This is a genomic window from Priestia sp. SIMBA_032 (genome assembly GCF_046535215.1).
GTDB classification, from domain to species: Bacteria; Bacillota; Bacilli; order Bacillales; family Bacillaceae_H; genus Priestia; species Priestia aryabhattai.
This window is the reverse complement of record NZ_JAWRXD010000014.1, coordinates 72459-93674: the sequence shown is the minus strand read 5'-3', so window position 1 is coordinate 93674 and position 21216 is coordinate 72459. Positions and strand designations below refer to the sequence as shown.

Annotated in this window: 25 protein-coding genes; 8 read left to right on the top strand and 17 right to left on the bottom strand. The window is 39.9% G+C overall.

Annotated features, from left to right (window positions below):
- Positions 1 to 37: 37 nt before the first annotated feature.
- The 5 genes from SB717_RS26020 to SB717_RS26000 form a co-directional block, all read right to left on the bottom strand.
- Positions 38 to 1693 carry a M14 family metallopeptidase gene (locus SB717_RS26020; protein WP_410905388.1) on the bottom strand — a complete coding sequence of 552 codons (1656 nt, stop codon included), beginning with the start codon at positions 1691 to 1693 and terminating at the stop codon, positions 38 to 40.
- A 523-nt stretch (positions 1694 to 2216) separates the two neighbouring features.
- On the bottom strand, positions 2217 to 2801 hold the full coding sequence (locus tag SB717_RS26015) for a hypothetical protein (protein ID WP_410905386.1): 585 nt from the start codon (positions 2799 to 2801) through the stop codon (positions 2217 to 2219).
- Positions 2802 to 2958: 157 nt separating this feature from the next.
- Positions 2959 to 4038 (bottom strand): DNA alkylation repair protein, encoded by a 1080-nt coding sequence (locus SB717_RS26010; protein ID WP_410905384.1) that lies wholly within the window; start codon positions 4036 to 4038, stop codon positions 2959 to 2961.
- Between the two features lie 2 nt (positions 4039 to 4040).
- Positions 4041 to 4523, bottom strand: a complete 483-nt coding sequence (locus tag SB717_RS26005; protein WP_410905382.1) for a GNAT family N-acetyltransferase — start codon at positions 4521 to 4523, stop codon at positions 4041 to 4043.
- Positions 4524 to 4604: 81 nt separating this feature from the next.
- Complete coding sequence (locus SB717_RS26000; RefSeq protein ID WP_410905380.1) at positions 4605 to 4967, bottom strand: DUF2306 domain-containing protein; 363 nt, start codon at positions 4965 to 4967, stop codon at positions 4605 to 4607.
- Between the two features lie 429 nt (positions 4968 to 5396).
- On the opposite strand from SB717_RS26000, the gene SB717_RS25995 reads away from it, so the two are divergent.
- Positions 5397 to 5864, top strand: a complete 468-nt coding sequence (locus SB717_RS25995; RefSeq protein ID WP_182005314.1) for a hypothetical protein — start codon at positions 5397 to 5399, stop codon at positions 5862 to 5864.
- Between the two features lie 90 nt (positions 5865 to 5954).
- On the opposite strand, the gene SB717_RS25990 is transcribed toward SB717_RS25995, so the two are convergent.
- The 8 genes from SB717_RS25990 to SB717_RS25955 all read right to left on the bottom strand — a co-directional run bounded on the left by SB717_RS25990 (position 5955) and on the right by SB717_RS25955 (position 14669).
- A complete protein-coding gene (locus SB717_RS25990; protein WP_234483787.1) occupies positions 5955 to 7277 on the bottom strand; it encodes an MFS transporter in 1323 nt (440 codons plus the stop codon).
- Complete coding sequence (locus SB717_RS25985) at positions 7264 to 8898, bottom strand: PEP-utilizing enzyme (protein WP_410905378.1); 1635 nt, start codon at positions 8896 to 8898, stop codon at positions 7264 to 7266. The genes SB717_RS25990 and SB717_RS25985 overlap by 14 nt, the downstream gene beginning before the upstream one ends.
- A 22-nt stretch (positions 8899 to 8920) precedes the next feature.
- Complete coding sequence (locus SB717_RS25980; protein WP_410905376.1) at positions 8921 to 9814, bottom strand: PEP/pyruvate-binding domain-containing protein; 894 nt, start codon at positions 9812 to 9814, stop codon at positions 8921 to 8923.
- 218 nt (positions 9815 to 10032) lie between these two features.
- Positions 10033 to 10278 (bottom strand): hypothetical protein, encoded by a 246-nt coding sequence (locus SB717_RS25975; protein ID WP_200508548.1) that lies wholly within the window; start codon positions 10276 to 10278, stop codon positions 10033 to 10035.
- Complete coding sequence (locus SB717_RS25970) at positions 10253 to 11812, bottom strand: sodium:solute symporter family protein (RefSeq protein ID WP_074679604.1); 1560 nt, start codon at positions 11810 to 11812, stop codon at positions 10253 to 10255. The genes SB717_RS25975 and SB717_RS25970 overlap by 26 nt, the downstream gene beginning before the upstream one ends.
- Before the next feature lie 272 nt (positions 11813 to 12084).
- Positions 12085 to 12780, bottom strand: coding sequence for a FadR/GntR family transcriptional regulator (locus SB717_RS25965; protein WP_016765006.1), 696 nt, complete (start codon positions 12778 to 12780; stop codon positions 12085 to 12087).
- Positions 12781 to 13005: 225 nt separating this feature from the next.
- Positions 13006 to 13635 (bottom strand): CPBP family intramembrane glutamic endopeptidase, encoded by a 630-nt coding sequence (locus SB717_RS25960; protein WP_410905374.1) that lies wholly within the window; start codon positions 13633 to 13635, stop codon positions 13006 to 13008.
- A gap of 104 nt (positions 13636 to 13739) precedes the next feature.
- On the bottom strand, positions 13740 to 14669 hold the full coding sequence (locus SB717_RS25955) for a hypothetical protein (protein ID WP_410905372.1): 930 nt from the start codon (positions 14667 to 14669) through the stop codon (positions 13740 to 13742).
- A gap of 115 nt (positions 14670 to 14784) precedes the next feature.
- On the opposite strand from SB717_RS25955, the gene SB717_RS25950 reads away from it, so the two are divergent.
- The 3 genes from SB717_RS25950 (at position 14785) to SB717_RS25940 (ending at position 16318) form a co-directional block, all read left to right on the top strand.
- The gene (locus SB717_RS25950) at positions 14785 to 15285 is read left to right on the top strand and encodes a GNAT family N-acetyltransferase (protein ID WP_410905370.1); all 501 of its coding nucleotides are present in this window, start codon (positions 14785 to 14787) and stop codon (positions 15283 to 15285) included.
- 73 nt (positions 15286 to 15358) lie between these two features.
- Positions 15359 to 16048: a YoaK family protein gene (locus SB717_RS25945; protein ID WP_410905368.1), complete on the top strand. Its 690-nt coding sequence runs from the start codon at positions 15359 to 15361 to the stop codon at positions 16046 to 16048.
- Positions 16049 to 16183: 135 nt separating this feature from the next.
- The gene (locus SB717_RS25940) at positions 16184 to 16318 is read left to right on the top strand and encodes a hypothetical protein (RefSeq protein WP_312036101.1); all 135 of its coding nucleotides are present in this window, start codon (positions 16184 to 16186) and stop codon (positions 16316 to 16318) included.
- A gap of 157 nt (positions 16319 to 16475) precedes the next feature.
- Here the strand turns inward: SB717_RS25940 and SB717_RS25935 are convergent, their stop codons facing one another.
- Both SB717_RS25935 and SB717_RS25930 read right to left on the bottom strand, forming a co-directional pair.
- Positions 16476 to 16604 carry a hypothetical protein gene (locus SB717_RS25935; RefSeq protein ID WP_410905366.1) on the bottom strand — a complete coding sequence of 43 codons (129 nt, stop codon included), beginning with the start codon at positions 16602 to 16604 and terminating at the stop codon, positions 16476 to 16478.
- A gap of 52 nt (positions 16605 to 16656) precedes the next feature.
- Complete coding sequence (locus SB717_RS25930; protein ID WP_410905364.1) at positions 16657 to 17415, bottom strand: DeoR/GlpR family DNA-binding transcription regulator; 759 nt, start codon at positions 17413 to 17415, stop codon at positions 16657 to 16659.
- Positions 17416 to 17579: 164 nt separating this feature from the next.
- On the opposite strand from SB717_RS25930, the gene SB717_RS25925 reads away from it, so the two are divergent.
- Positions 17580 to 18455, top strand: coding sequence for a Cof-type HAD-IIB family hydrolase (locus SB717_RS25925; RefSeq protein ID WP_410905362.1), 876 nt, complete (start codon positions 17580 to 17582; stop codon positions 18453 to 18455).
- 28 nt (positions 18456 to 18483) lie between these two features.
- On the opposite strand, the gene SB717_RS25920 is transcribed toward SB717_RS25925, so the two are convergent.
- A complete protein-coding gene (locus SB717_RS25920) occupies positions 18484 to 18714 on the bottom strand; it encodes a YczI family protein (RefSeq protein ID WP_410905360.1) in 231 nt (76 codons plus the stop codon).
- Positions 18715 to 18725: 11 nt separating this feature from the next.
- A complete protein-coding gene (locus tag SB717_RS25915; protein WP_074679590.1) occupies positions 18726 to 19691 on the bottom strand; it encodes a 2-hydroxyacid dehydrogenase in 966 nt (321 codons plus the stop codon).
- A 126-nt stretch (positions 19692 to 19817) separates the two neighbouring features.
- Between SB717_RS25915 and SB717_RS25910 the strand changes: the two genes are divergently transcribed.
- The 3 genes from SB717_RS25910 (at position 19818) to SB717_RS25900 (ending at position 21168) form a co-directional block, all read left to right on the top strand.
- Positions 19818 to 20300 (top strand): DUF2500 domain-containing protein, encoded by a 483-nt coding sequence (locus SB717_RS25910; protein WP_410905358.1) that lies wholly within the window; start codon positions 19818 to 19820, stop codon positions 20298 to 20300.
- 153 nt (positions 20301 to 20453) lie between these two features.
- Positions 20454 to 20651: a hypothetical protein gene (locus SB717_RS25905; protein WP_098621697.1), complete on the top strand. Its 198-nt coding sequence runs from the start codon at positions 20454 to 20456 to the stop codon at positions 20649 to 20651.
- Positions 20652 to 20727: 76 nt separating this feature from the next.
- Positions 20728 to 21168: a DUF5391 family protein gene (locus SB717_RS25900; protein WP_251460594.1), complete on the top strand. Its 441-nt coding sequence runs from the start codon at positions 20728 to 20730 to the stop codon at positions 21166 to 21168.
- The last annotated feature ends 48 nt before the right edge of the window (positions 21169 to 21216 follow it).

The following is a 21216-nucleotide window of genomic DNA, read 5'->3' as shown; positions in this document are numbered from 1 at the left end:
ATATAAAAAGCGTGAAGCCAGGCTCCACGCTTTTTCATTATTTACGGAATTCTTTTTGCAAAGGCGATTTTTCAATGGAACGCGTAAACCGGTAAACATCAAGCTCTTGTCCTACTTCTGAAGGCAAATACCCAAACGTCGTGAAACTGTCCACCGATTCCGGTTCAAGCGATAGAGACAATAAATTGTTTTGCGGCTGAGAGGTTAAAAAGACGTAGCTTCCTTTTGGAAACGTTACTGTTTTGGGCTTGACGATTGTTTGCACGTCTACATTTGGTTTGTTTTCGTAGGCTTCATTTTCAATGCGGCTGCTGACGTTATACGCTTCTACTGAAAGAACCGTTTCTTTCGTTAATTTGAAGCCATTTACGCCTTGTCCCTGCAGTTTGGCTGCTACATCTTCGTGTCCTGGTTTTAAAAGATAAGCAGTCGGACGTTCGCGGACAAGCGCCGGCGTTGCTTCTTTTGCACTGTAGTACATCACGGGAACTTCTTTAACAGACGCACTTTCCACATCGACCATTTCTAACGTGGAGTTTGGTATTTTTTTATTTTCACTGTTTACAACGATTGGGTCATGATCATTTGCATTTTTTCCTTTTTTAACAAGTTCCGCTTTTTCTTTTGCAATCAGCGCCTTAATTTGTTTGGCGTGATCAGCTGTTTGGGTAATCAGCTTTTCTTGCGTAGCAATTTGTGCACTCACTCGCCGCGGAAAATCTTCTCGTCCAATACCGATCCCTCTGCTTTCAACTAAAAACGAAAACGAAGGATACAAGCCTAGTGAGTTTCGGCCAATTCGCGGTTCAACTGAGCCTTCTTCCACTTCAAGCTGCCCTTGTTTATTCACTTGAGACGTATAGTATACTTCTCCTGAATATCCTTGCTTTTCAATGGCTGTAAGCGTACTGTTCACAAACAGCTCATCAGACACGTCGCGAATGCGCTGCGGAATATTTAAGTTTCGACCGGACTGCAGTAAAATATCGTGATACTTCCACACGCCTTCTTTACCGATATTTTTAAATCCGCTGCTGTAAGGCGTATATTCATGAGCATCAATGACGACTTCCGGTGAAAAACGGTTAAATTCAGCTCGTACGCTCTGCACTTCCGGGCTTTCAAGCTTTATGTAGTCGCGGTTTCCATCTAAATTATTCGCTAGCTGACGCTTGAATGCATAAGATCCGTCTGGATTAATGCGCGGTACAATGACAATGTTCACTTTATTTAGCACATCTTTTCCAAAGTCTTCTGTCAAACGCGTTGCAACAGCTAGTACAGATTCACCGCTTGCCGGTTCATTACCATGAATTTGACTTTGAAGCCAAATCGTTGGCTTTTTGGATGTTTTTCCATCCGCAAATTTCTTTTCCTTTGAAAAATACAGAGCCGGAATGTCACGCCCTTGCTGTGACTTTCCGATAATCTTCAGCTTTACATACGGACTTTTATGAGCAAGATTTTGGACATAGCTCATCATCTCTTCTTGCGTCGTAAATGCGTCTTGTCCTTTTGTAAATGCCGGCGTTGCTTCATTCACCTTTATTTCCGGATAAAGCGCCTTAATTTTTTCCGGCTGACTATAGTCTTTTCCGTAATAAGGCATGTCAGCTTGTACCGCAAGCGGCGACAGCAATAATCCAATCGACAAAAGAGCCGGCACGGCCGTTCGTTTTACAGTTTTTTTCATTCATTTACTCCTCCCCATCCTCTTGATTAGACATTTTAAATTTTAAAAATATTTAAAATGTTACATAAATAATTATACCGTTTAAGGAAATAACTTCAAGATAAGGGAGCTGAACCTTTTTGACTATTTTTTATGTATCAAATGAATGCATTATATAAAAAAGAATTGAGACATAACAAAATCAATTCAACCTGAAGACAAATAATCAGGATTAACAATTCTGACTTCTTGTTCGACCGCTGTTGATTTCCGTGCAAGGCTTCTCTTTCCGCGGGTGGCCGCTGAGCCTCCTAGTCGCTTGCGCTCCAATCAACTACTAGAAGGAACGAAACACACGAAACTATATTCACCATAAAAAAAACAAACCACTCATCAAACATGTTAATCAATGGTTCATTTTTTATTTCAGCTAACATACGTTTATCCTAGCCTCTTTTTTATGTATGAACTGCTATAAACTTTAGGCCTTCATTGAGCCCGCACTGTCCGTAATTTAACTGCGCATACTCCATGCAGCTGTTGGTCATTTCTTTACAGATTCTAACGTCTCTAAATCATATCGACCAATTTCTTTGTTATTTCTTGTAATGACGAGCTTTCCATGCCTCGCAGCCTGTTGGAGTTTTTTTAATTTCTGATCGGACGGAGCCAGAGGCATTTCTTTGTTTTTAACAGTCGCGCCCAGATCGTAGTGCACATCGACTTTGCCTTTTTTCATATAGTTAAAGTCTTCAATTCCCATACCTGTACCGAACTGACCATGCCCCTCATCAAATACATTAACGCCTACTGTATTGATAGATGCTTTCTTTAAATCTTCATTCGGTATAATTTCAGCTTCTATTTCGTCTTTATCATTTTGATAGAATTTACGCTGACCTTGCTGCTTCATTTTAAACTCGTAATAAAGCGCTTTTGGTTTTACGTCGACCATTTTTCCTTTGCTGTCTTGTATTCCCACTTTTCCAATTAAATCAGCAGCATCCGTTATCTTGACTTTCACTTTTTGAATCCTATATCCGCTCTCTTCTTTGCTAGCAAAGTTTGAGCACGCTACCAATGACATTGCAAAAAAAGCACTCAATGTGCCCACCATAAATTTCTTCACTTCATCACCCCTTAAGGATTAATATACCATAAAAGGAATTTAAATGGATGTTTATCAGTCGATTTTGTAAATAAGTAAAGGGACAGTAACCTATTGACTTACGTTTCCTCATCAGCTCTATAAAAACATAAAAAAAACTCTCTCCATCAGGAAAGAGTTACTCGATCACAAAATCCGCTTCTGCTTTTACCACTCCGTTTACAATAACAGAAAGCGTATGCGTACCGCTGTAATGTTTTCGTGTACTTAAATCTTTAAATGCATGCTTTTTTGTGACTGTCAGCGTTTGGCCTGCTTTTGCTTGAACGTTTTTTAACATAAACACTTTTTGAGTGCGGTTTCCTTTTGCTTTTACGTAATGAATTCCGTACTCTATGCGAAGGGGCATGATTTTTTCGACCGATAGTTCAAATGAAAAGTCAATACTATCACCGATTGTAATGGTATGTGGATGTAAGCTAAGACCAGTGACAATTACGCCTGGATCATCTCCATAGCCAAAAAGAGAAAGGGCTTCAGGATCTCCTTTTTTCAACAGTGAACGGCACGCATGTTTGACGATCCAGTCGGTTTTAGCGTCTTTTCCGTACCAGCTTTTCATCACATCGAGCATCCAATCTTTCTCTATGTAAGAAATATCATTTAAATGATTGGCTACACTTTTACGAACATATAGCGATTCATCGAATTTTAACTGTTCTAAAATCGGCAGCGTTTGCTTCGGCTCCTGCTTTAACGCAGGTACTGATTGTCCCCATGGAAGTCTAGGACGACTCCCTTCGCTTGCTAATCTGCGAATATGATGATTTTCATCTCCCGCCCACTCAATCATTTGTTCAAGCATTCGATTTGTATCTTGAATTAAAAACGGACGCACCGCAAATTCTGATGTGGAAAACGGCGTAAAAAAAGCAAGTGCTTTGATTGAAGCTTCCCAAGCGTTCAATCCGTAGAGTTCAACATAATCTGGAAAAATCGTGCCTTGTAGTCCTCCTACCGTTGGAGCCACTTCGTATAGAATAGAGAGCGCATTTTCATAATCCGCCGGCAGCACTTCATGCATGGAAAGTGTAATTCTTCTCATGCGCTCTTTCAGCGCTAAGTCTTCCCAGTCCTGTTGAAAAACCAGCTCATGAAATGTTTTTTTATCAAAGGAGCTCATTTCACGTGAAAAGGCGTCGCTCAAGTGCATAATCAACTCTTCATTAAATACGCTTTTACGTAACTCTTCAGCCATACCTATCCCTCTTTTCCAGGTAGTATTTTATTTTCTTCCGAATAAAGCGCCCGCTCGTACATGCCTTTTTTAAAAATTTGCATAAACAGCTGCTTATTTTTAACTTCTTTAAATCCGTACTGACTGTACAAGCCGTGAGCATCTTTTGTTGCCAATAAAATTTTTCGTACGTGTTGAATCAGCTGATAGCGAATCATTTCCTGTACCAATGCTTTTCCAAGGCCGTTGCCTCGCGCGTGTGGAAGAATAAACACATCCGCCAAATAAGCAAACGTCGCAAAATCGGAAATAATCCGTCCAAACCCTACTTGTTTATCACACTCATCATACACGCCAAAACAAACGGAGTATTCAATAGACGTTTGAACAAGGTGAAGCGGAATTCCTTTTGCCCAGTACGATTCATGATGAAGGTACGAGTAGATGACATCTATATCAAGCTTTTCTTTGTTCGTATGTATGGTAAACTGATGATTTTCTTTCATGCTGCATCCTCCTTGCTTCTCTATCATAGCACAAATGTTCGCCATAGAAAAAAGCCTTTTTGCGGTAAAAGGCTTTTTTGGTTAGTATGATATTTTTTTAGAAACAGAAGCATTTTTTCTATAGCGTCTTCCGACTATGTAAATAAGCGGACTGCCAATAATCGTAGGCAAAAACCAATAAAAAAGAGAAGGAAGCATATTTAACAGCGGAATACTGTCTCCAATATTCACAAGCAGCACGGTAACCGCTCCGATATAAGATCCCAGCATACCGCGAATATGATGCTGAAGCCAGCTTTTCCATTTTTGCTTACGTGCTAAGTATCCGTAAATCGCTAATCCATATGAAAACACCGCGATATAAAATAAATAAGCAATTTCACTCCATTTCCAAATCGCTAACATGATAGCTGTGGCAGCTAGTGCTGCGTGATCTCGGAGCAATGCTTCTCACCCTCGTCTAGCCCCATACGCCACTTTTTATGCTGGCTTTAATCACTGGCGGCTTCTTTAAAATTGGTCTGTTTTTCTACGCCACTGTGCTGGGCCTTTCTCACGTGTTTAAAATTTAAAACCCGTCACCGCTTGTATTTCCAATCGGCTTGGTCATTTTATTTTATTCATTGTCTCTTGCTCAAAACTATTTCGAACATATATATGAAGGATTAAAAATCATTCCGTTCACCTTACATCTTCCGTTTCAAATTGTCATTCCTGCTTTTTTACTTGTGATCGCATTTTTAAGAAATAGAAAAAAATACAGTCCGTCCCTGTGAAAAATACCGCAGAAAATTCGTAGTATGTCCATTTCTCTATTGGATTTAACCTCCTAAAATTATACAATATAGTCAAGAAGCCAAAAGGAGAACCAATATGATTGGATTAATTCTTTCTATTTTAATATTTAATATTCTTGCTTTTAAAACAAACAAGCGCTTCACAGCAAATCAAATTGTACACATTTGGATGTTCACCATTGCTGCTCAGCATATCTTTGACGTCTTCATTAATTTCAAATTTCACGGCTACTGGTATTTTACACCAGAGACAGACTGGCAAGGTATTTTCGCCTATACTGTTCTCATTCCGCCTGTAAACATGCTTTTTCTTACCTACTATCCTTTTGCCGGAAAGCTCACAAAAAAGGCCGCCTATATTTTACTTTGGTCGGTTGCTGTTTTACTTTATGAAGTAGTGGCCCTTCTCCCTGCTCCTTGGGGTTATTTTCACTACGGATGGTGGACGTGGTGGTATTCGCTTCTTCTAAATCCACTGTTGTTTTTGATGGTGGTGCAGTATTACCGGTGGGTGTGTAAAATTGAAAAAAGAGCGATCACTTAAAAATAGAATAGCCTTTGGACCAGCAGACACTCATTTTCAGCACGTGCAATAAAATGAGTGTCTGCTTCTCCGGTGGCTATTCTTTTTTTATTAAAAAACGTCTTTGGACAAGGTAACTTGCTTTTCTTTTTCCTTTCCAACTAACGACACAAGGAATCCTGCTATTCCAGCTATACATAGAACCACCAATAGACCAGTAGTACCTACTAACAAGCTCACCGCAGCTGACGCTAACATTCCTCCAATATACCGAAAAGTGGAATAAATGCCTGATGCAGTGCCTGATTGCTCTTTTTTGACAGATTGAATATTCATAGCCTGCATAGATGAAACACCGATTCCCGCTCCCACTCCTCCTACTAATAAAGATACAATGGTATAAGAAATGGATGCATTCGCTAAGTGGAAATAAAGCATCGCCGCAAGCAGTGAAATAAGAAACGATAATCGTATCGGATGTTCTTTCCCTACCTTTTCTGCTAACAGTCCTCCCACCCAAGAAGAAATAGACATGGCTAATGAAAAAAAGAAAAGAAGCAAACCAATTAAACGAATATCATACTGCTTCTCTAGCAAAAGCGGAACAAACAAAATGGTACTATACATCATAAAATTACTGCATAGAATGGAAAGATTTGAAGAAAAAAAAGGACGAACCTTAAAAAGCTTAAAATCAATCAGCGGCTCTTTGACTTTGCGTTCTTGCATAATGAAAAGAACGATAGACGCTATGCATATAAAAATAGTCCAAGCATTAAACAAATCACGGTGCGTCAGCATTAGCGTAAAGCTCGTCATGCTTACTCCAAGTAAAAAAGCGCCCCCTATATCCAGCATTTTTGCTTTTTGTTTTACGGTAGACGGCACGTATATAAATGAACAAATTAACGATAGAACAGCAAAAGGAACGTTAAACCAAAAAATCGACGTCCACCCAAGATACTTAATTAAAAACGCACCTAATACAGGCCCGACAGCTGCCCCTAGCCCCATTGATAATCCAAATAACCCAAGCGTTCTTCCAAGCTTTTCTTTTGGCAAACTGTGTCTCATAATGGCTGTTGCGTTAGGCGTAGCTAATGCACCCCCCAATGCTTGCAGCGTTCGAAAGACCGTGAGCGAAAGTAAGTTATATGAAAACACACAGGCGGCAGATCCCACTAGAAAAATACTCATTCCAGCTACAAACATCGTTTTATTTCCATATAAATCCCCAAGTTTCCCCGCAATGGGCTGAGCAACTGCCATCACAATTAAATAGATCGTTACCACTACTGATACATGTACGATGGAAAGATGAAGCGCTTTGGCAATAGACGGTAATCCTACCGCAATCATAGTAGAATTAACGGGAATTAAAAAAGTTCCCGTTAAAATAGAAAAGATAATCAAAGACGGCTTACTGCTGTTCAATCGTCACCACTCCGTTAGTTCCGTCTACGGTAATAACATCTCCGTCTTTTAGTAGATCCACGGCTACTTTTGTGCCAAGAACCGCTGGAAGTTTATATTCACGAGCCACTGTTCCTGCATGAGACAAAATTCCTCCTGCATTGGTTACAATTGCGCCAGCAAGCGAAAATAACGTGGTCCAAGCGGGTGCTGTTGTTTCACACACAAGAATATCTCCTTGTTCAAGCTTAGAAAATTGACTTGGCTCTGAAATAATTTTCACTACTCCCGTATAAACACCTCTTGAAGCGGCACTTCCTTTAAAGATTTTTTGAGTTTCATCTACTTCTGGAGGCCCCATTTTTCCGAATACCCGCTCCAACAAAGGATCTTCTCCTGTTTCAGGAGGCGTTCCATAAGCAGGCGGCGTTTTTTTATGACGATTTTCTTCAAACTCCTGCTTTCTATTGTCAATAAGTTCATGAGATGCGACGGGTTTTTTTAATACTTCCAGCAATTCATCGTAATAAAAATGAAAAATATCTTGAGGCTGATGAATCACTTGGTGGTCAGCTAAAAGAGTTCCTACATTCAGCAAAAACAGTCTTGCTGTAGCAGGCAGCATCGCATCGATATAAAAATGATGATCTTCATCCAACCCCCATGCCTCCAAAGCCCATCCATAAAACAGCTTAAACTGCTCTTTTTCTTCGCACTCCGGCATTTTTGCGAGTACATCACGATAGCTTTCTTCTCTCTTTTTTACGACGTCTTCATAATTTTTCTTGAAATCGTAATCTTTACGCACATAGCCAGCAATAATCGATAGCGCATGTAAAGGATCCTCTACCCACGTCTCATCAATAAACTCGTGCGAATTTGCAGAACGATAGCCATACTCATTCAAAAAGCTTTGCAGACTCTTTAAAAATTCTCTGCCTTCAGCTATGCCTAATAGATTTGCTTCTATGTCTTCTGACTTTTGTTCCGTAAAAGCTTGTTTTAAAGCGCCAGAACGCTTTACCGTGTCAGTTAGTTCCCACAGTGCTTGATCCGTTTCAAGTGACTTGTTCATCACGCCTTCCAGCAGATCATATACGTAAGCGGTATTCGCGTCTCCGGTCAAGTTTCCGTATAGCTCTTCTAAAACCATTCCTAAATCACTTCTCGGCATGACGATTTCAAAGTGAAGCTGCCAAGCTTTTTTATAAAAAGCATGCAGCTCTTTTACTTTTTTTTCTGCTTCTTTTAAAGATAAAGGACGTTCTGCATTTCTTTTGACTTCCGTATAAAAAGGTAAAAACACCTCATCAACGTACTCGTATAATCTAGGTTTAAGTCGAGGTAACAGCGGCTTCACTGCTTCCTGGTGCTCCTTTAAGCGATCATTTACGTCACCGGGAAACGGGATATTTTGCTGATACATTTTTCCATCAGCTAATTTCACTACAAATTGATAGATAGGCAGTTTTAACGTTTCAAAACCCTGCTTTGTCCCGTAAGTCATTGCCGGAAGCTGAAAGGAAGCGTATAAAGGACTTAGTGCATGTGCGATATGTAGGTTGTCTTGCACCCAAAATCCCGTTTGTTTTTCTTCCTCACTTAAAAATAAGTCGTTTTGAAATGCAGATAATACGTTCATTTGATTTCCCCTTTCCTTTTCGTTATGTAGTAACAGGTCTTACTTGGAGCAAATAAATATGTTCATTTTTTATGGCAAATTCAATGTCTACAGCGTACTGACAATACTGCTCTACTTGATTCGTTAAACGAAGCAGCTGTAGTGCTGTTTCATCTGATATGGAAAATTCATTTTTTTCTTTATCCGTTGTCACAGCTTTTGTTATTCCTGCAAAACCTGACACTAGCTTATACTCTTTTAATCCTAGTTCTTTCATTATATTTTTTGTCTGTTTATGAATAATAAATAAATCCGGCGTAACACCACCTGATACGATTCCCTCTCCTAAGCCGTACGCCACGTTAATCACCACTTCATCTTCACTTTCTGTAATAGGGTTTACGCTAAAAATCACACCGGATACATCAGCTTCAACCATTCCTTGTACAAGGACACCCATCTGGGGATTAGAAAGCGAAATTTCTTTATCTTCGGCGTACGCTTGAACCACGGATGAAAAATAAGAAGCCCAGCATCTTTTTATACTTGTCAAAAGTTCTTCGCTGTTTCTTACGTTTAATATCGTTTCATACTGTCCGGCAAAAGACGCATTCTCCAAATCTTCAAGTGCGGAAGAAGACCTTACGGCTACGGCTTTTACACCAGCATCCTGAATATTGGCATACGAAGAAACAATTTCTTTTTGCAAAGCTAAAGGAAACGTGCCGCTTTGAATCTTCTTTTCTATGACGCTGCTATCTTCTGCTTTTATTTCTATATGGTTAAACGTTAAAAAGGAATGTAATGCGTGAGATGTTAAAACAAATCCTGTAGGAATATGAGAAACGTGCTGAATCATTTTTGAGAGATTGTAAGCTTTTGAACCTACTGCTCGAAGTTCTGCATAACATGCTTTTTCTAAAGAGACGATGTGCAATCACTTAACCTCCTTTCATTTATGTCAAAAGACAATCAAATAAAATAGGAAAATGTATTTAAAACCATAATGTAATTTTATGGAATTAAGTCCGGTTTACCAAAAATTAACATAAATTTAAATATCTTTACAAAAAAATCACAAACCATATTCACTAGAATATGATTTGTGATTTTTTTTATAACTAACACATTTGAAATTCATATCGTTTTGACAAATTAAACTATATCTCTATCCTTCTTCTCTCTCACAAACTCCACCACAGGCCCCACAATAATGCAAATCCCTGCGATAATCAGCCAGCCAAACGCAAGATACGTCCAGCCTTTAAAAAAGGAAAGCGTGTATTGATAGCCCGTTAAAAACATCACGCCTGGAAACAAGAGGACAAACAAGAATGTAAGTCCCAGCGCCCAGCGCGTACATAGCTTTGCGTCTTTATTTAACTGTTGTTGTGGATCCATACGCCACTTCCTCTCTTAATGGTTCGTCTCCGTGTTCATCAAAGCTTTTAAATTTATCTTTTAGTTCATCAAAGTCAAATTCTTTTTTAGCAAGTAAGCCGTGTCCAATTGATATAACCCCGCTGATGATAAAAACGGTAGAATTTCCAATAAGCATTGGATACAGTCCGCCAAGGGCTTCTACGTTAATGTGACCGTTAATCAAGTAAGCAGATGTGTTCCATGCGACAACGCCTCCGATCATTCCTAACAGCGCACCATAGAATGCACCTGTGTTCGTCGCTTTTTTCCACATCAGTCCAAGCGTAACGGGAATAACGGCTCCGCTGACGAAAATACCCATGGCCATATAAACAAACCCAAGGCTAACTCCTAAATAAAACAGTAAAATGGAAAACACGCCCATCGCCAGCCCGAAGCCAAGCGTCACTTTTCGCGACGTGCTTAAGATTTTTTTACTGCTTGCTTTCGGGTTGATAGAACGCAGGTAAATGTCCGTTACGATAATATTGGTAATCGCCGTTAATTCAGCTGCTCCTGTCGACATTACTGCCATAAACAGCATCGTTAAAAACAAAATAGAACCTAGATTTCCAAGCACGTGTGACGCCATAACCGGTGCAATAGAATCTGGTGAATCAACGGCAATTCCAAGACCAGCCGCGCTTACGCCGAGGAAAGTGGCAACCGCAAATGGAATCGAAAACCAAGCAATTCCGCCGTAAATATACGCTTTTGAAGCAGCGCTGTTTTTACTTGCAATGGCACGCTGCCAGTAAGCTTGATCCACAAAGACCGTACCAAAGTTCCCGATAATATTAATCATTCCAAACAAAAGCCCCGGCACCGATGCCATCGTAAGCATATGCTGTGACTGAGGCAGATTTTTCAATCCTTCGTACACGCTTGTTACGCCGAACTTATAATAGACGGCAGCAGCAAAAATAAATAAAATAACGAAAATAAAAACGGTGTTAAAATAATCAGCAACAAATGAGGCTTTTAAACCGCCAATCATGGTGTAGATTGTAAACGTAAGAGGAATTAAAAAAGCGGCAACAAAAATATTCATCCCGGTAAGAGAGTTTAAAGCAATGGCTCCTCCTAAAATAACCATGGCGGTCACAATAATATTTGTCATAAGCGCAAAACCAAGCATTAAACGATGATTTTTCACGTCGAAGCGCTGTGCAATAAATTCTAAAAACGTATGAGCGTTCGGTGCTTTTTTCTTCAGGTTAATCGCGACAATGGCAAACAGCAAAATTTGAATGCTTGCTCCCGCTGCGTACCAATACGGTCCGCTAATTCCGTACTGATAACCTGTGGAAGAAGACATCATTAACGTAGCGGCCCATGTCCATGCAGCAATAATGGATGCACTCGCCAGCCCAACGCCTACATTTCTTCCGGCTGTACTAAACTGCTCAGCCGTCATTTCCTTTCCTTGACGGCGCTGCATTATGATTGTGACGACTGTAAAGCCTCCTCCAAAAATCAGTAAAATCAAATAACCCACGCTTGATGAAAGCATCTTATCCCTCCTCTTCCTCTTAATGTTATATTTACTTACATTAAAATGTAAATAAATATAACATTTGTTAATAAAATACCACGCCATAAATTTATTAACAATACTGTATTTTCTGATTGTTAAAGAGTATAATTAATTGTTTTCTCTATTCACACACAAAAAAGCCGGCACATTCGCACCGGCTTAAGCGTAAATTTTCGTTTTTAACATGTTTTATTTCTTTACATAACGAAATAATAAAAAACGATAGCCACAAGGGCTATCGTTTTTTATTATTGAGATACCATTACTTTTTGGCGAACGTGCTCCAAGTGATCACGAACCGCTTCTGCTGCTTCTTCTGGGTCTCCATTTTTAATCGCTTCAAAAATACGCTCATGGTCGGCATCGGTTTGCTTGCGATTTTCTTTTTGGCTTTTATTTAACGAATAAGCAAGCGCTTTTCGATACAAATGGCCTAAATCTTCTACGGCATGAAGAAGGAATGAATTATGAGCTGCTTTCACGATATCATGGTGAAAGCGATAGTCCGCTTCATGTCCAATTTCTTCACTGTTGTGAACCGTCTTTTTAAATGCTTCTAACGATTCTTTAATTTCAATCAGTTCTTCATCTGTACGGCGCAGCGCGGCTAAGCTTGCTGCCTGCGACTCAATGATAATACGCATTTCAATTAATTCAAGAACCTGATCTGCTTCAACCATTTCAAATGTCATTGGATCAAGCATACCCACTAAGTTTACACGCTTTACGTAGCTTCCTCCGCCTTGTCTTGATTCAATTAATCCGCTGGCAGAAAGAACGCTTAGCGCTTCACGAATTGGTGCGCGGCTCACTCCAAACATTTTTGACAGTTCATGTTCCGACGGTAAACGAGACTCTGGTGGGAACGTTTTCTCTTTAATCATCTTTTTTAATTGATCAAGCACTTGACTAGATACTTTTTTACGCTCAATAGGTACAAACATACTTCTATTCCTCCTCCAAGTAATTATCTCTCTCTTTTTTTATAGTGTTCATCGGCTCCAGTATAACTGTGTGTATTCCGATTTATGTAAACGCTTCAATCTTTGTATTACAAGTATACATTATTTCAATTCAAATGTGTTGATAAAATTTTACTATTATTGTTATTATACCATGAAAACAAGTTATAAATGAATAGCGATTCATGTTTTTTTGACATAATACCACTATCTTACATATAATCCGTATACAATCATAATCGCCGCGTCCGCTAACGCATGACTAATAATTGCCGCTTCGGCCCCATATCGCTCCCTTATACACGCCCACGTTATACCTGCTAAAAAAACGCCTGCAGCCGAGATCCAATTAAAAGGAAACGAAAAAACAGGCAGAATAATAAACAGGTGATAAAGCGTATAAAAGCTTGATGTAACAATGATTGAAGCGGGTAAGGGCAGATGCTTCTTCACTTTATTCTGTATATATACGCGCCAATACATTTCTTCCAAATAAGGATTAATAAAAATCAAAATGACGGCTAAAATGATCACTTTCCATCCGCTAAATCCCCATATTTGCAAAACCGCTTGCATATCTTCTACATGAAAGATTTTACCAGAAAAAAGCAGGCTGCTTCCAATTATCACAGCGGCACATAGAACTCCACTCAGAGTTCCCACATACAGAGATTTTTTTGTAAGCGCTACCTTCAAGTTAATTTTATTATTTGCATATAAAATCATAAACATCCAGCCGTAAAAGCACACAAATGTTACCAACACATTTTGGATAAGCCACAAACCGAAAAAAACAAAGATTGTAGGCATAAACAGCAAAAACAAAAATTTTATCACGTTTATGGCGCACCTTCTTTAAGAGCCGCTTTTCTTTTACCTAGTAAACCTTTCGTATTCAAAAGGTTTACTATCTTTTATCTTATAAAAGTCCAGGGGTATTTTCAATTATTTTTTAATTCCTGCTCCAGCTCACGAAGACTTTCAGCAAGCTTTTTCTTTTCTTCTTCAAAGTGAGCATCATTTCTAAAAGCAGGAGCTGAAGGGTCTGTCTCTTCATTTTCTTTTAGCCAATCCGGCGTCAATTCCTTGCGAACAACGCGCTTTTTAGTAGCGTAGGAAAGCGGTTTTTCAGTCTGCTGACTCGCTAGCGTGCGCTGTGATGTTACATAATGCTTATGAAAAAGATGCTGTTTAATGTAGGCAAATGCTCGAATGGTATCGCCGCTGTATTTAGGCACGTAGTGATCAAATGCTTCATGCAGTCCAGCTAGCGCCTCTTCTATAGGTATTTCGCTTTTGGCGACTTCATACATATGCTTCAAATCACTAGCTGAAGGATACACCCCTAGGTTTCTTCTAGCAATAAAAGCGGCTTCTAACGTTTGTACATAAGCGTCATGCGCCTCTTCTTCTCTTTTTATTTGATTTGTATTTTCTGCTGTAGTCTCTGTTAATGAAGCCTTTACTGTGACCGGCTCCGCTGCTTCAATTTGACTCTCCCCTTCTGTCAAATTGACATCTTCGAGCTCTTCAAACTCATCGCTTGGCATAAGCTCTTCTAGTTTCTTATAATCAATCCGGTACCAAACGGTGTTGTTAAATTTAGAGCGGTTGTACTTTCCTTTTATAATTAACCCTTCTTTTTCAAGCTTTGAAATGATGCGTTGAATCGTTGAAAGCGACCAAAACGGAAACTGCTGCAGCCACTGCTGATTGGTGTTGTATACCCATGTGTATCCGTCCTGCACGTTTACGCTTTTTTCAAGCCAGTAGTGAAGCTGCTGAAGAAACAGGGCTCCGTTCACTCCTACTTTGACTGCCAGCGCCGGCAGTACAATTAACGGCTGATCTTTTAATAATAATTTACTCATTATATCATCTCCTTTGTTATGTAAAATAGCTACTATATATATACAAAGAAAACGAAAAAACGGGGATGCCCGTTTTGAAATTATGTTAAAATATAGAAAAAAATGAGGTGGTCATATGATACGTCAAGGCAGAATTGGGGATGAAGCAGGCATCGCAAATGTACACGTAGAAAGCTGGAAATCAACTTATAAAGGACTTGTTCCGGATTCTTTCTTAAATTCGTTGAACGCTGAAAAACGAAAGCCCATCTGGAAAAAGCAGCTGGAATCAAATTCTATTTTTGTTGCAGAAGAAAACGGTCAAATCGTAGGCTTTGCTTCTTATGGCAAAGAAAGAACCAGCAAGCATCCTTTCTATAAAGGAGAACTGTATGCCATGTATTTACTCGCAGAGCATCAGCGAAAAGAAATTGGAAAAGCGCTTTTGCATAAAATAGCGCAAGAGCTGGTAGACCAAGATATACATACAATGCTCACATGGGCTTTCGAAGAGAACGGCGCCTGTCAATTTTACGAAGCGCTTGGCGGAAAAAGAATCGATCGTGCTGAAGTGATTATTGATGGCAAACATCTATCTGAAGTGGCTTTTGGATGGGACACACTTAAAAATTTGTAGGACAACTCTCTGGACAGATTTTTTTCTTCACGGTAAACTGTTTAGTTGGTATAAAAAGAAAGGATTACTTACCGTGACGAATTTTACTTATCGAAACATTATTTTGCTCGTTCTTTGCGTAACAGCAGGTATTGTGGATGTGATTGGCTACTTAAGTCTTGGGCATATCTTTACCGCAAATATGACGGGAAACATCGTGCTGCTTGGGTTAGCAATTGGAAACTCTCTTGAAACAACTGTTTTTCATTCCCTAACAGCTCTAGGAGGATTTAGTATAGGAGTTATAGGCGCCGCAATTATAGTTGGAAATAAAGAGAAAACGTTTTGGCCTAAAGCCGTAACGATTGCTCTTGGATTAGAAGGATTACTTTTACTTGTTTTTGTACTTTTATCTTCGTTTTCTCCTTCTTTACACTTAACTTACTTGTTTATTTTCTTATTAAGCTCAGCAATGGGACTTCAAACAACGGCCGCTCGAAAGCTTGGCGTAGCCGGAATTTCAACAACCGTATTAACGGGGACGCTTGCTAATTTCTTTGAAGACGTAACGGCACGTTTGCGCAGCCCTCGCTACCGCAAAACGTTTACAACTGATGCCATTCTTCGCGCGTTGTCTCTTGTATTTTACTGCTTTGGCGCTGCTATCGCCGCACTTGCAGAGCCAGCTTATAAATTTGAAATTATTTGGCTGCCAATTGTGATTCTATTAGCCATTATCATTTTTGTCAGCACGAAGTTTCGTTCTCATTCAGAAAAAAAATAATAAAACGAGGCTAGGACAAAGGTATTTTAGTCAAAGGAAAATCCGAACGAGTTTGATTCGTGATTGAGAATCAAACTTGTTCGGATTTTTATTATTATTATAGTGAACATTCATATATGTAGCAGCTTCTAGCTGGTGATTGGAGGGCAAGACGAAGACTCCTGCGGGAAAAGCGGACTAGGTGAGACCCCGCAGGAGCGAAAGCGACGAGGAGGCTCACCAGCCGCCCGCGGAAAGCGAAGTCTTGAACGGAAATCAACAGCGGTGTAACAAGCGAACATACTAGATCATTTATCCAATTTGTTCGTCTTGAGATTATATTGATTTAGTTAGGTCTCAACCTTTTTCACTTTCCCGCTAGTGCCGCTAAAAAGCCAAAAATAATTGCCGCCATAGGACCTACAATAAATAGTCCAATTAAAATCGATCATATAGCTTCCCATAAGAACCATAAAGGTCCTTGCCTGGACTCTGCTTTTTCCACTCTTTCCTCTAGGTGTTCGACTCTTTGCTGAAGCTTCGCTAATTCCTGCGTAACATCTATTTGTTCGCTCATCGCTCAAGCTCCTTTTTACTCTACATTACCATATATTTCCTTGCCAACACTACTATTTATTTGTTATTACTTCAATGCCGATTTCGCGGTAAGCATTTAACACGGTTTCGTTCACATGTTCTTCTGTAATGAGCCAATCTAGTGAGTTTGCTGAGCTGAACGTGTACGTTGAAGACGTATTGAGTTTTTTTGCTGTTACAATAGCTGCTACTTCACTCGCACTTTTAATCATTTGGCTTTTAATGTGCATTTCTTCAAGCAAAGGAATGCTCATGCCGATTTTAGGATCGATTGCGTATACGCCTAAAAAACAAAGATCCGCTCGAATTTGTTTTAACGTATCAACCACGCTTTGTCCTACTGTGACCATCGATTCTTTTCGAAACGTTCCTCCAAGAGAAACCACTTCTACAAAGTCATGTTCCGCTAGTGCAACGGTAATTAACGGACTGTTTGTAATAACCGTAACGTTTAAATTCTTTGGAAAAGCTTTGACGAGCTGAATATTTGTTGTACTTCCGTCCATCAAGAGCACCTGCCCGTCTTTAATTAACGGAAGCGCCGCAACGGCAAGTGAATGCTTAACAGCCATCAATTCACGTTTTCGCTCTTTGTAATCAACCGCGGACGTTGAACGAGGCAGTGCTCCTCCGTGTACGCGCTGCAGCAGACCAAGCGCGTCCATTTCCCGCAGATCTCTGCGGATTGTATCTTCTGAAACATTCAGCGTTTGGCTAAGCGTCGTAGCTACAATTCGCCCTTCTTTTTCAAGCAAATTCATAATTTGTTTGCGTCTTTCTTGTTTTAACATTGCTTGTTCACCTGTTTTCTTTCTGCTTTTTACTTTATTATACTTGTTTCTTTTGTAAAAACAATGTAAAAACGCTTGATTATCAGTGTTTTTTCGTTTATTGTAGGATAAACAAGATAAAACACGCAAAAACAAGTAATAATAACCAAAGGGAGAGATAGTTTATGAAGATGATTTTTACAGATTTAGATGGAACTCTTTTAAATAGCAGCAGTGAAATTAGTACAATTAATGCAGAAGCAATTAAAAAAGCGCAAAAGCACGGAGTTGAAGTCGTGGTTGCTACAGGGCGCGCTTATTTCGACGTGCAGGAAATTTTAAAAAAAGCTGAGCTTTCCAACCTTTGGGTGATTGCCGCAAACGGAGCGACTATTCATGACCCGAACGGACAGCTCAGACATTCTGTTCCAATTGATGCACATCACGTAAAAGAAGCGCTTCAGTGGCTGGATGCAAACGAATTTTATTATGAAGTGTTTGCAGAGCATGCGATTTATACACCAAACTCAGGCCGTGAGCTGCTTGCCATTGAAATTGACAGAGTAAAAAGCGCCAATAAAAATGTGGACGAAGAAAGACTTCATCACGCTGCGGCTAAGCAGTACAGCCAAACGGGATTTGCCTTTGTTGCATCGTATGAAGATATTTTAAATACAAACGCTGAGCTTTATAACGTATTAGCTTTTTCATTTGATGATAAAAAACGAAAAAAAGGCTGGGATCACTTTAGCAAGCAGCACGACATGACGCTTGTCTCTTCCGCTGATCATAACTTTGAACTCGAACACAAAGACGCGTCAAAAGGAAACGCATTAACATACGTTGTAAAAGAGCTTGGCGGTTCTCTTCACGATACCATTGCCATTGGAGACAGCTTTAACGACGTATCGATGCTCCAAACGGCTGGAAAAGGAATTGCTATGGCAAATGCGCACGCAGAAATTAAAGCGCTAGCTGATGATGTTACATTAACGAACGATGAAAACGGCGTAGCTTCGGTTATTGAAAAAGTGTTCGAAACACAGCTGGAAGCACATTAAAAAAACGCTTGGCATATGCCAAGCGTTTTTAAATGGTCATGCGGTAAATACCGACAAACCAGCTGAACAGCGCAACGAAAAACAGCAGCCACGCGCTGCTTTTCTTTCTTTTTTGCCACTCGATTGCTCCTAAAACTAGCATGGTAAACCCGAGCAGTATATTTAAAAATGAAAGGAACTGGTAGCTGTGAGTGAGCATGATATAAAGAGCCAGTCCAACAGTAATAATTGAAAGAATAAGCTGTAATGCTTTTAACAAAAAATCTCTCCTTACTTGTAGTTCACTTCTTCATTCACACACGTCACTAAAGGCTTTTTCTCAAGGCCTAACAGCAAGTTCTGTACGGCTAAATCCGCCATGCGATTGCGCGTCTCGTACGTAGCACTTCCAATATGAGGTGTTACTAACACGTTTGAAAGCTGCAGCAGCTTGTGATCTGCCGGAAGCGGCTCTGGGTCTGTTACGTCCAGTGCGGCATACGCAATTTCTTCATTTTTCAGCGCTTCGTACAGTGCTTCCGTATCCACTAATCCTCCGCGCGCTGCGTTTACAAAATACGCACTATTTTTCATTGCTTTAAATTCTGCTTCTCCAAACATGCCTTTGCTTTCATTTGAAAGCGGCACTAAGCATACGATACAGTCAGCTGTGTGAAGAAGCTCTTCAAACGAAAGGTACACGGCATCAAGCTCTTTTTCGGCTTCATGCTTGCGGCTTCGGTTGTGGTAAATGATGTTCATACCCGATGCCTTTGCTCGTCTGGCAACGGCGCTTCCGATATCGCCCATTCCAACAATACCAAGCGTTTTTCCAAATAAATCAACGCCAAATACCGTTTCCCAGTTTCCTTGTTTCACTTTTTCATAGCCTTCATGAATGCGGCGAGCTGCTGACAGCAATAGACCAAACGTTAAGTCTGCCGTTGCTTCTACTAGCACACCTGGCGTATTACTAAATGGCACGCCTTTTTGGGTACACGCTTTGACATCTACACTGTCATACCCGACGCCTGATTGAGAAATAACGCGCAGGTTCGGTGCTGCTTCTAACAGCTCTTCATCTACTGTGATGTGACCGATATTAAAAAAGCCGTCCGCATCACGAAGCCAGTCGCGCAGCGTTTCTTGTGGAATCTTCCCTTCTCCTTCCCACATTTGAATATCGCAGTGCTCCGCTAGCTTTTCGTAAGCGTTTGGCCACGTTTTTCCAGACATAACAACCTTATATTTCCCCATGTGTATCTCTCCTTTTCCTTGTTCACTCATATGTATGAATAGTAACTAGCTATCCTATCATAAGACTACTATAAAGATGAAACTTTTTCCATTCAGGAACCGTATTTATAGTAAGGGGGAATACGAATGTTTGAAGATGAAATGATATTTGAAGATGACCCGTCCGGAAATGACATTGTTTTTGAAGGTGATGCTGACCTAAGCGGAGGCGCTTTTTTTCCAGACGATGCGTTATTTAACGGAATACCTGCGTTTGTTATGCTATTTTTTGTTATTGTTATTGGTATTTTCTTATTTTCTATTTTTAAAGGAATTAGCACATGGAGCAAAAATGAGCAGTCTCCCCGTCTATCCGTAAAAGCAAAAATTACGGGCAAAAGGACAAACGTCCAACACCACAACAGTCACGCTCACGAACATCACCACTCTCATACGTCTACAACTTACTATGTAACCTTCCAGTTTGAAAGCACCGACCGCTCTGAATTTACTGTTTCAGGCAGCGAATACGGCAAGCTTGCAGAAGGTGATGAAGGAATGCTGACGTTTCAAGGAACTCGTTTTTTGGATTTTCAAAGGAACCTCAGTGAAGAACATACAGATGCCTAGGTTATGACCTCTTGCTTTTAGAGGTCTTTTTTACTGTAAGGGAGCATTCATATAGCCAATGACCTATTTGTGCCCTTTTTACACTCTAGAAGAACGTTAATCCGTATAAAAACATACCGTGTAACACATTCATTTAAGCAGGCAGGTGATTTTATGTATTCTCCTTATTCAGGCAGCGGCCTCTACTACGGACATTACGGTGAAGCCCCTCATTCGCACCCTATTCAAACAATACTGACGCAATACTGGCATGAAACCCACTATCCAGGTCCACACAAAAAATATGTACACGTGTATTATCTTAACCCGGCTTCTCTTCATTATTATCCAGCCTATCGAACGTTTTTGTAAAAAACTGGTGATTATCAAACTTTTATATTGTAAAATTAATCCATATACTTGTTTATTGGAAAGGAGGTTAAAAACAGTGCGTAATTCTACAGCAAAAAATAGTGTGATAGTCACCACTTTGCTTTCCGCCCTATTTTTCTGCTTCATTTTGGTTCTTGGTTCGCTTTCTCCTCTAGCAGATTCAGGCCCCAACGTTAATACATTCGGCTCAACTGGGCTGTTGTTATCTCTTGGCATGGTTCTATTTTTATATCTGTTGCCTTTAGCATTTTATCTGCTAGGAATGCGTTTCTTAAAATTTGTGATGGCTGCTTTTTGCAGCATTGGCCTTTTAATCGCTGCTAGTACTCTATTACTAATGCCGGCTCTGTTTTTATTTGGACTGGAAGATTTCTCAGGAAACTTAGCTTCCATCATAGGTGTAATGATTTCTTGCTTAGGCTTGCTGATCACGAATATTGTGTGGTTTGTTGCTGCGTTTAAAAGACCGTCAGCCACCGTGCAGGAAAGCGTTTAAAATGGTGAAGAGGTTGATACTAATTTTTCAGTTAAAGACGAATAAATT

Bases quoted from the DNA above. Each gene is read 5' to 3' on its own strand.
- SB717_RS25905 (WP_098621697.1), top strand. From the start codon at position 20,454: ATGTATTCTCCTTATTCAGGCAGCGGCCTCTACTACGGACATTACGGT.
- SB717_RS26020 (WP_410905388.1), bottom strand. From the start codon at position 1,693: ATGAAAAAAACTGTAAAACGAACGGCCGTGCCGGCTCTTTTGTCGATT.
- SB717_RS26005 (WP_410905382.1), bottom strand. From the start codon at position 4,523: ATGAAAGAAAATCATCAGTTTACCATACATACGAACAAAGAAAAGCTT.
- SB717_RS25985 (WP_410905378.1), bottom strand. From the start codon at position 8,898: ATGAACGTATTATCTGCATTTCAAAACGACTTATTTTTAAGTGAGGAA.
- SB717_RS26010 (WP_410905384.1), bottom strand. From the start codon at position 4,038: ATGGCTGAAGAGTTACGTAAAAGCGTATTTAATGAAGAGTTGATTATG.
- SB717_RS25950 (WP_410905370.1), top strand. From the start codon at position 14,785: ATGATACGTCAAGGCAGAATTGGGGATGAAGCAGGCATCGCAAATGTA.
- SB717_RS25925 (WP_410905362.1), top strand. From the start codon at position 17,580: ATGAAGATGATTTTTACAGATTTAGATGGAACTCTTTTAAATAGCAGC.
- SB717_RS25965 (WP_016765006.1), bottom strand. From the start codon at position 12,780: ATGTTTGTACCTATTGAGCGTAAAAAAGTATCTAGTCAAGTGCTTGAT.
- SB717_RS25935 (WP_410905366.1), bottom strand. From the start codon at position 16,604: ATGAGCGAACAAATAGATGTTACGCAGGAATTAGCGAAGCTTCAGCAA.
- SB717_RS25970 (WP_074679604.1), bottom strand. From the start codon at position 11,812: ATGCTTTCATCAAGCGTGGGTTATTTGATTTTACTGATTTTTGGAGGA.
- SB717_RS25975 (WP_200508548.1), bottom strand. From the start codon at position 10,278: ATGGATCCACAACAACAGTTAAATAAAGACGCAAAGCTATGTACGCGC.
- SB717_RS25955 (WP_410905372.1), bottom strand. From the start codon at position 14,669: ATGAGTAAATTATTATTAAAAGATCAGCCGTTAATTGTACTGCCGGCG.
- SB717_RS25915 (WP_074679590.1), bottom strand. From the start codon at position 19,691: ATGGGGAAATATAAGGTTGTTATGTCTGGAAAAACGTGGCCAAACGCT.
- SB717_RS25910 (WP_410905358.1), top strand. From the start codon at position 19,818: ATGTTTGAAGATGAAATGATATTTGAAGATGACCCGTCCGGAAATGAC.
- SB717_RS25995 (WP_182005314.1), top strand. From the start codon at position 5,397: ATGATTGGATTAATTCTTTCTATTTTAATATTTAATATTCTTGCTTTT.
- SB717_RS25930 (WP_410905364.1), bottom strand. From the start codon at position 17,415: ATGTTAAAACAAGAAAGACGCAAACAAATTATGAATTTGCTTGAAAAA.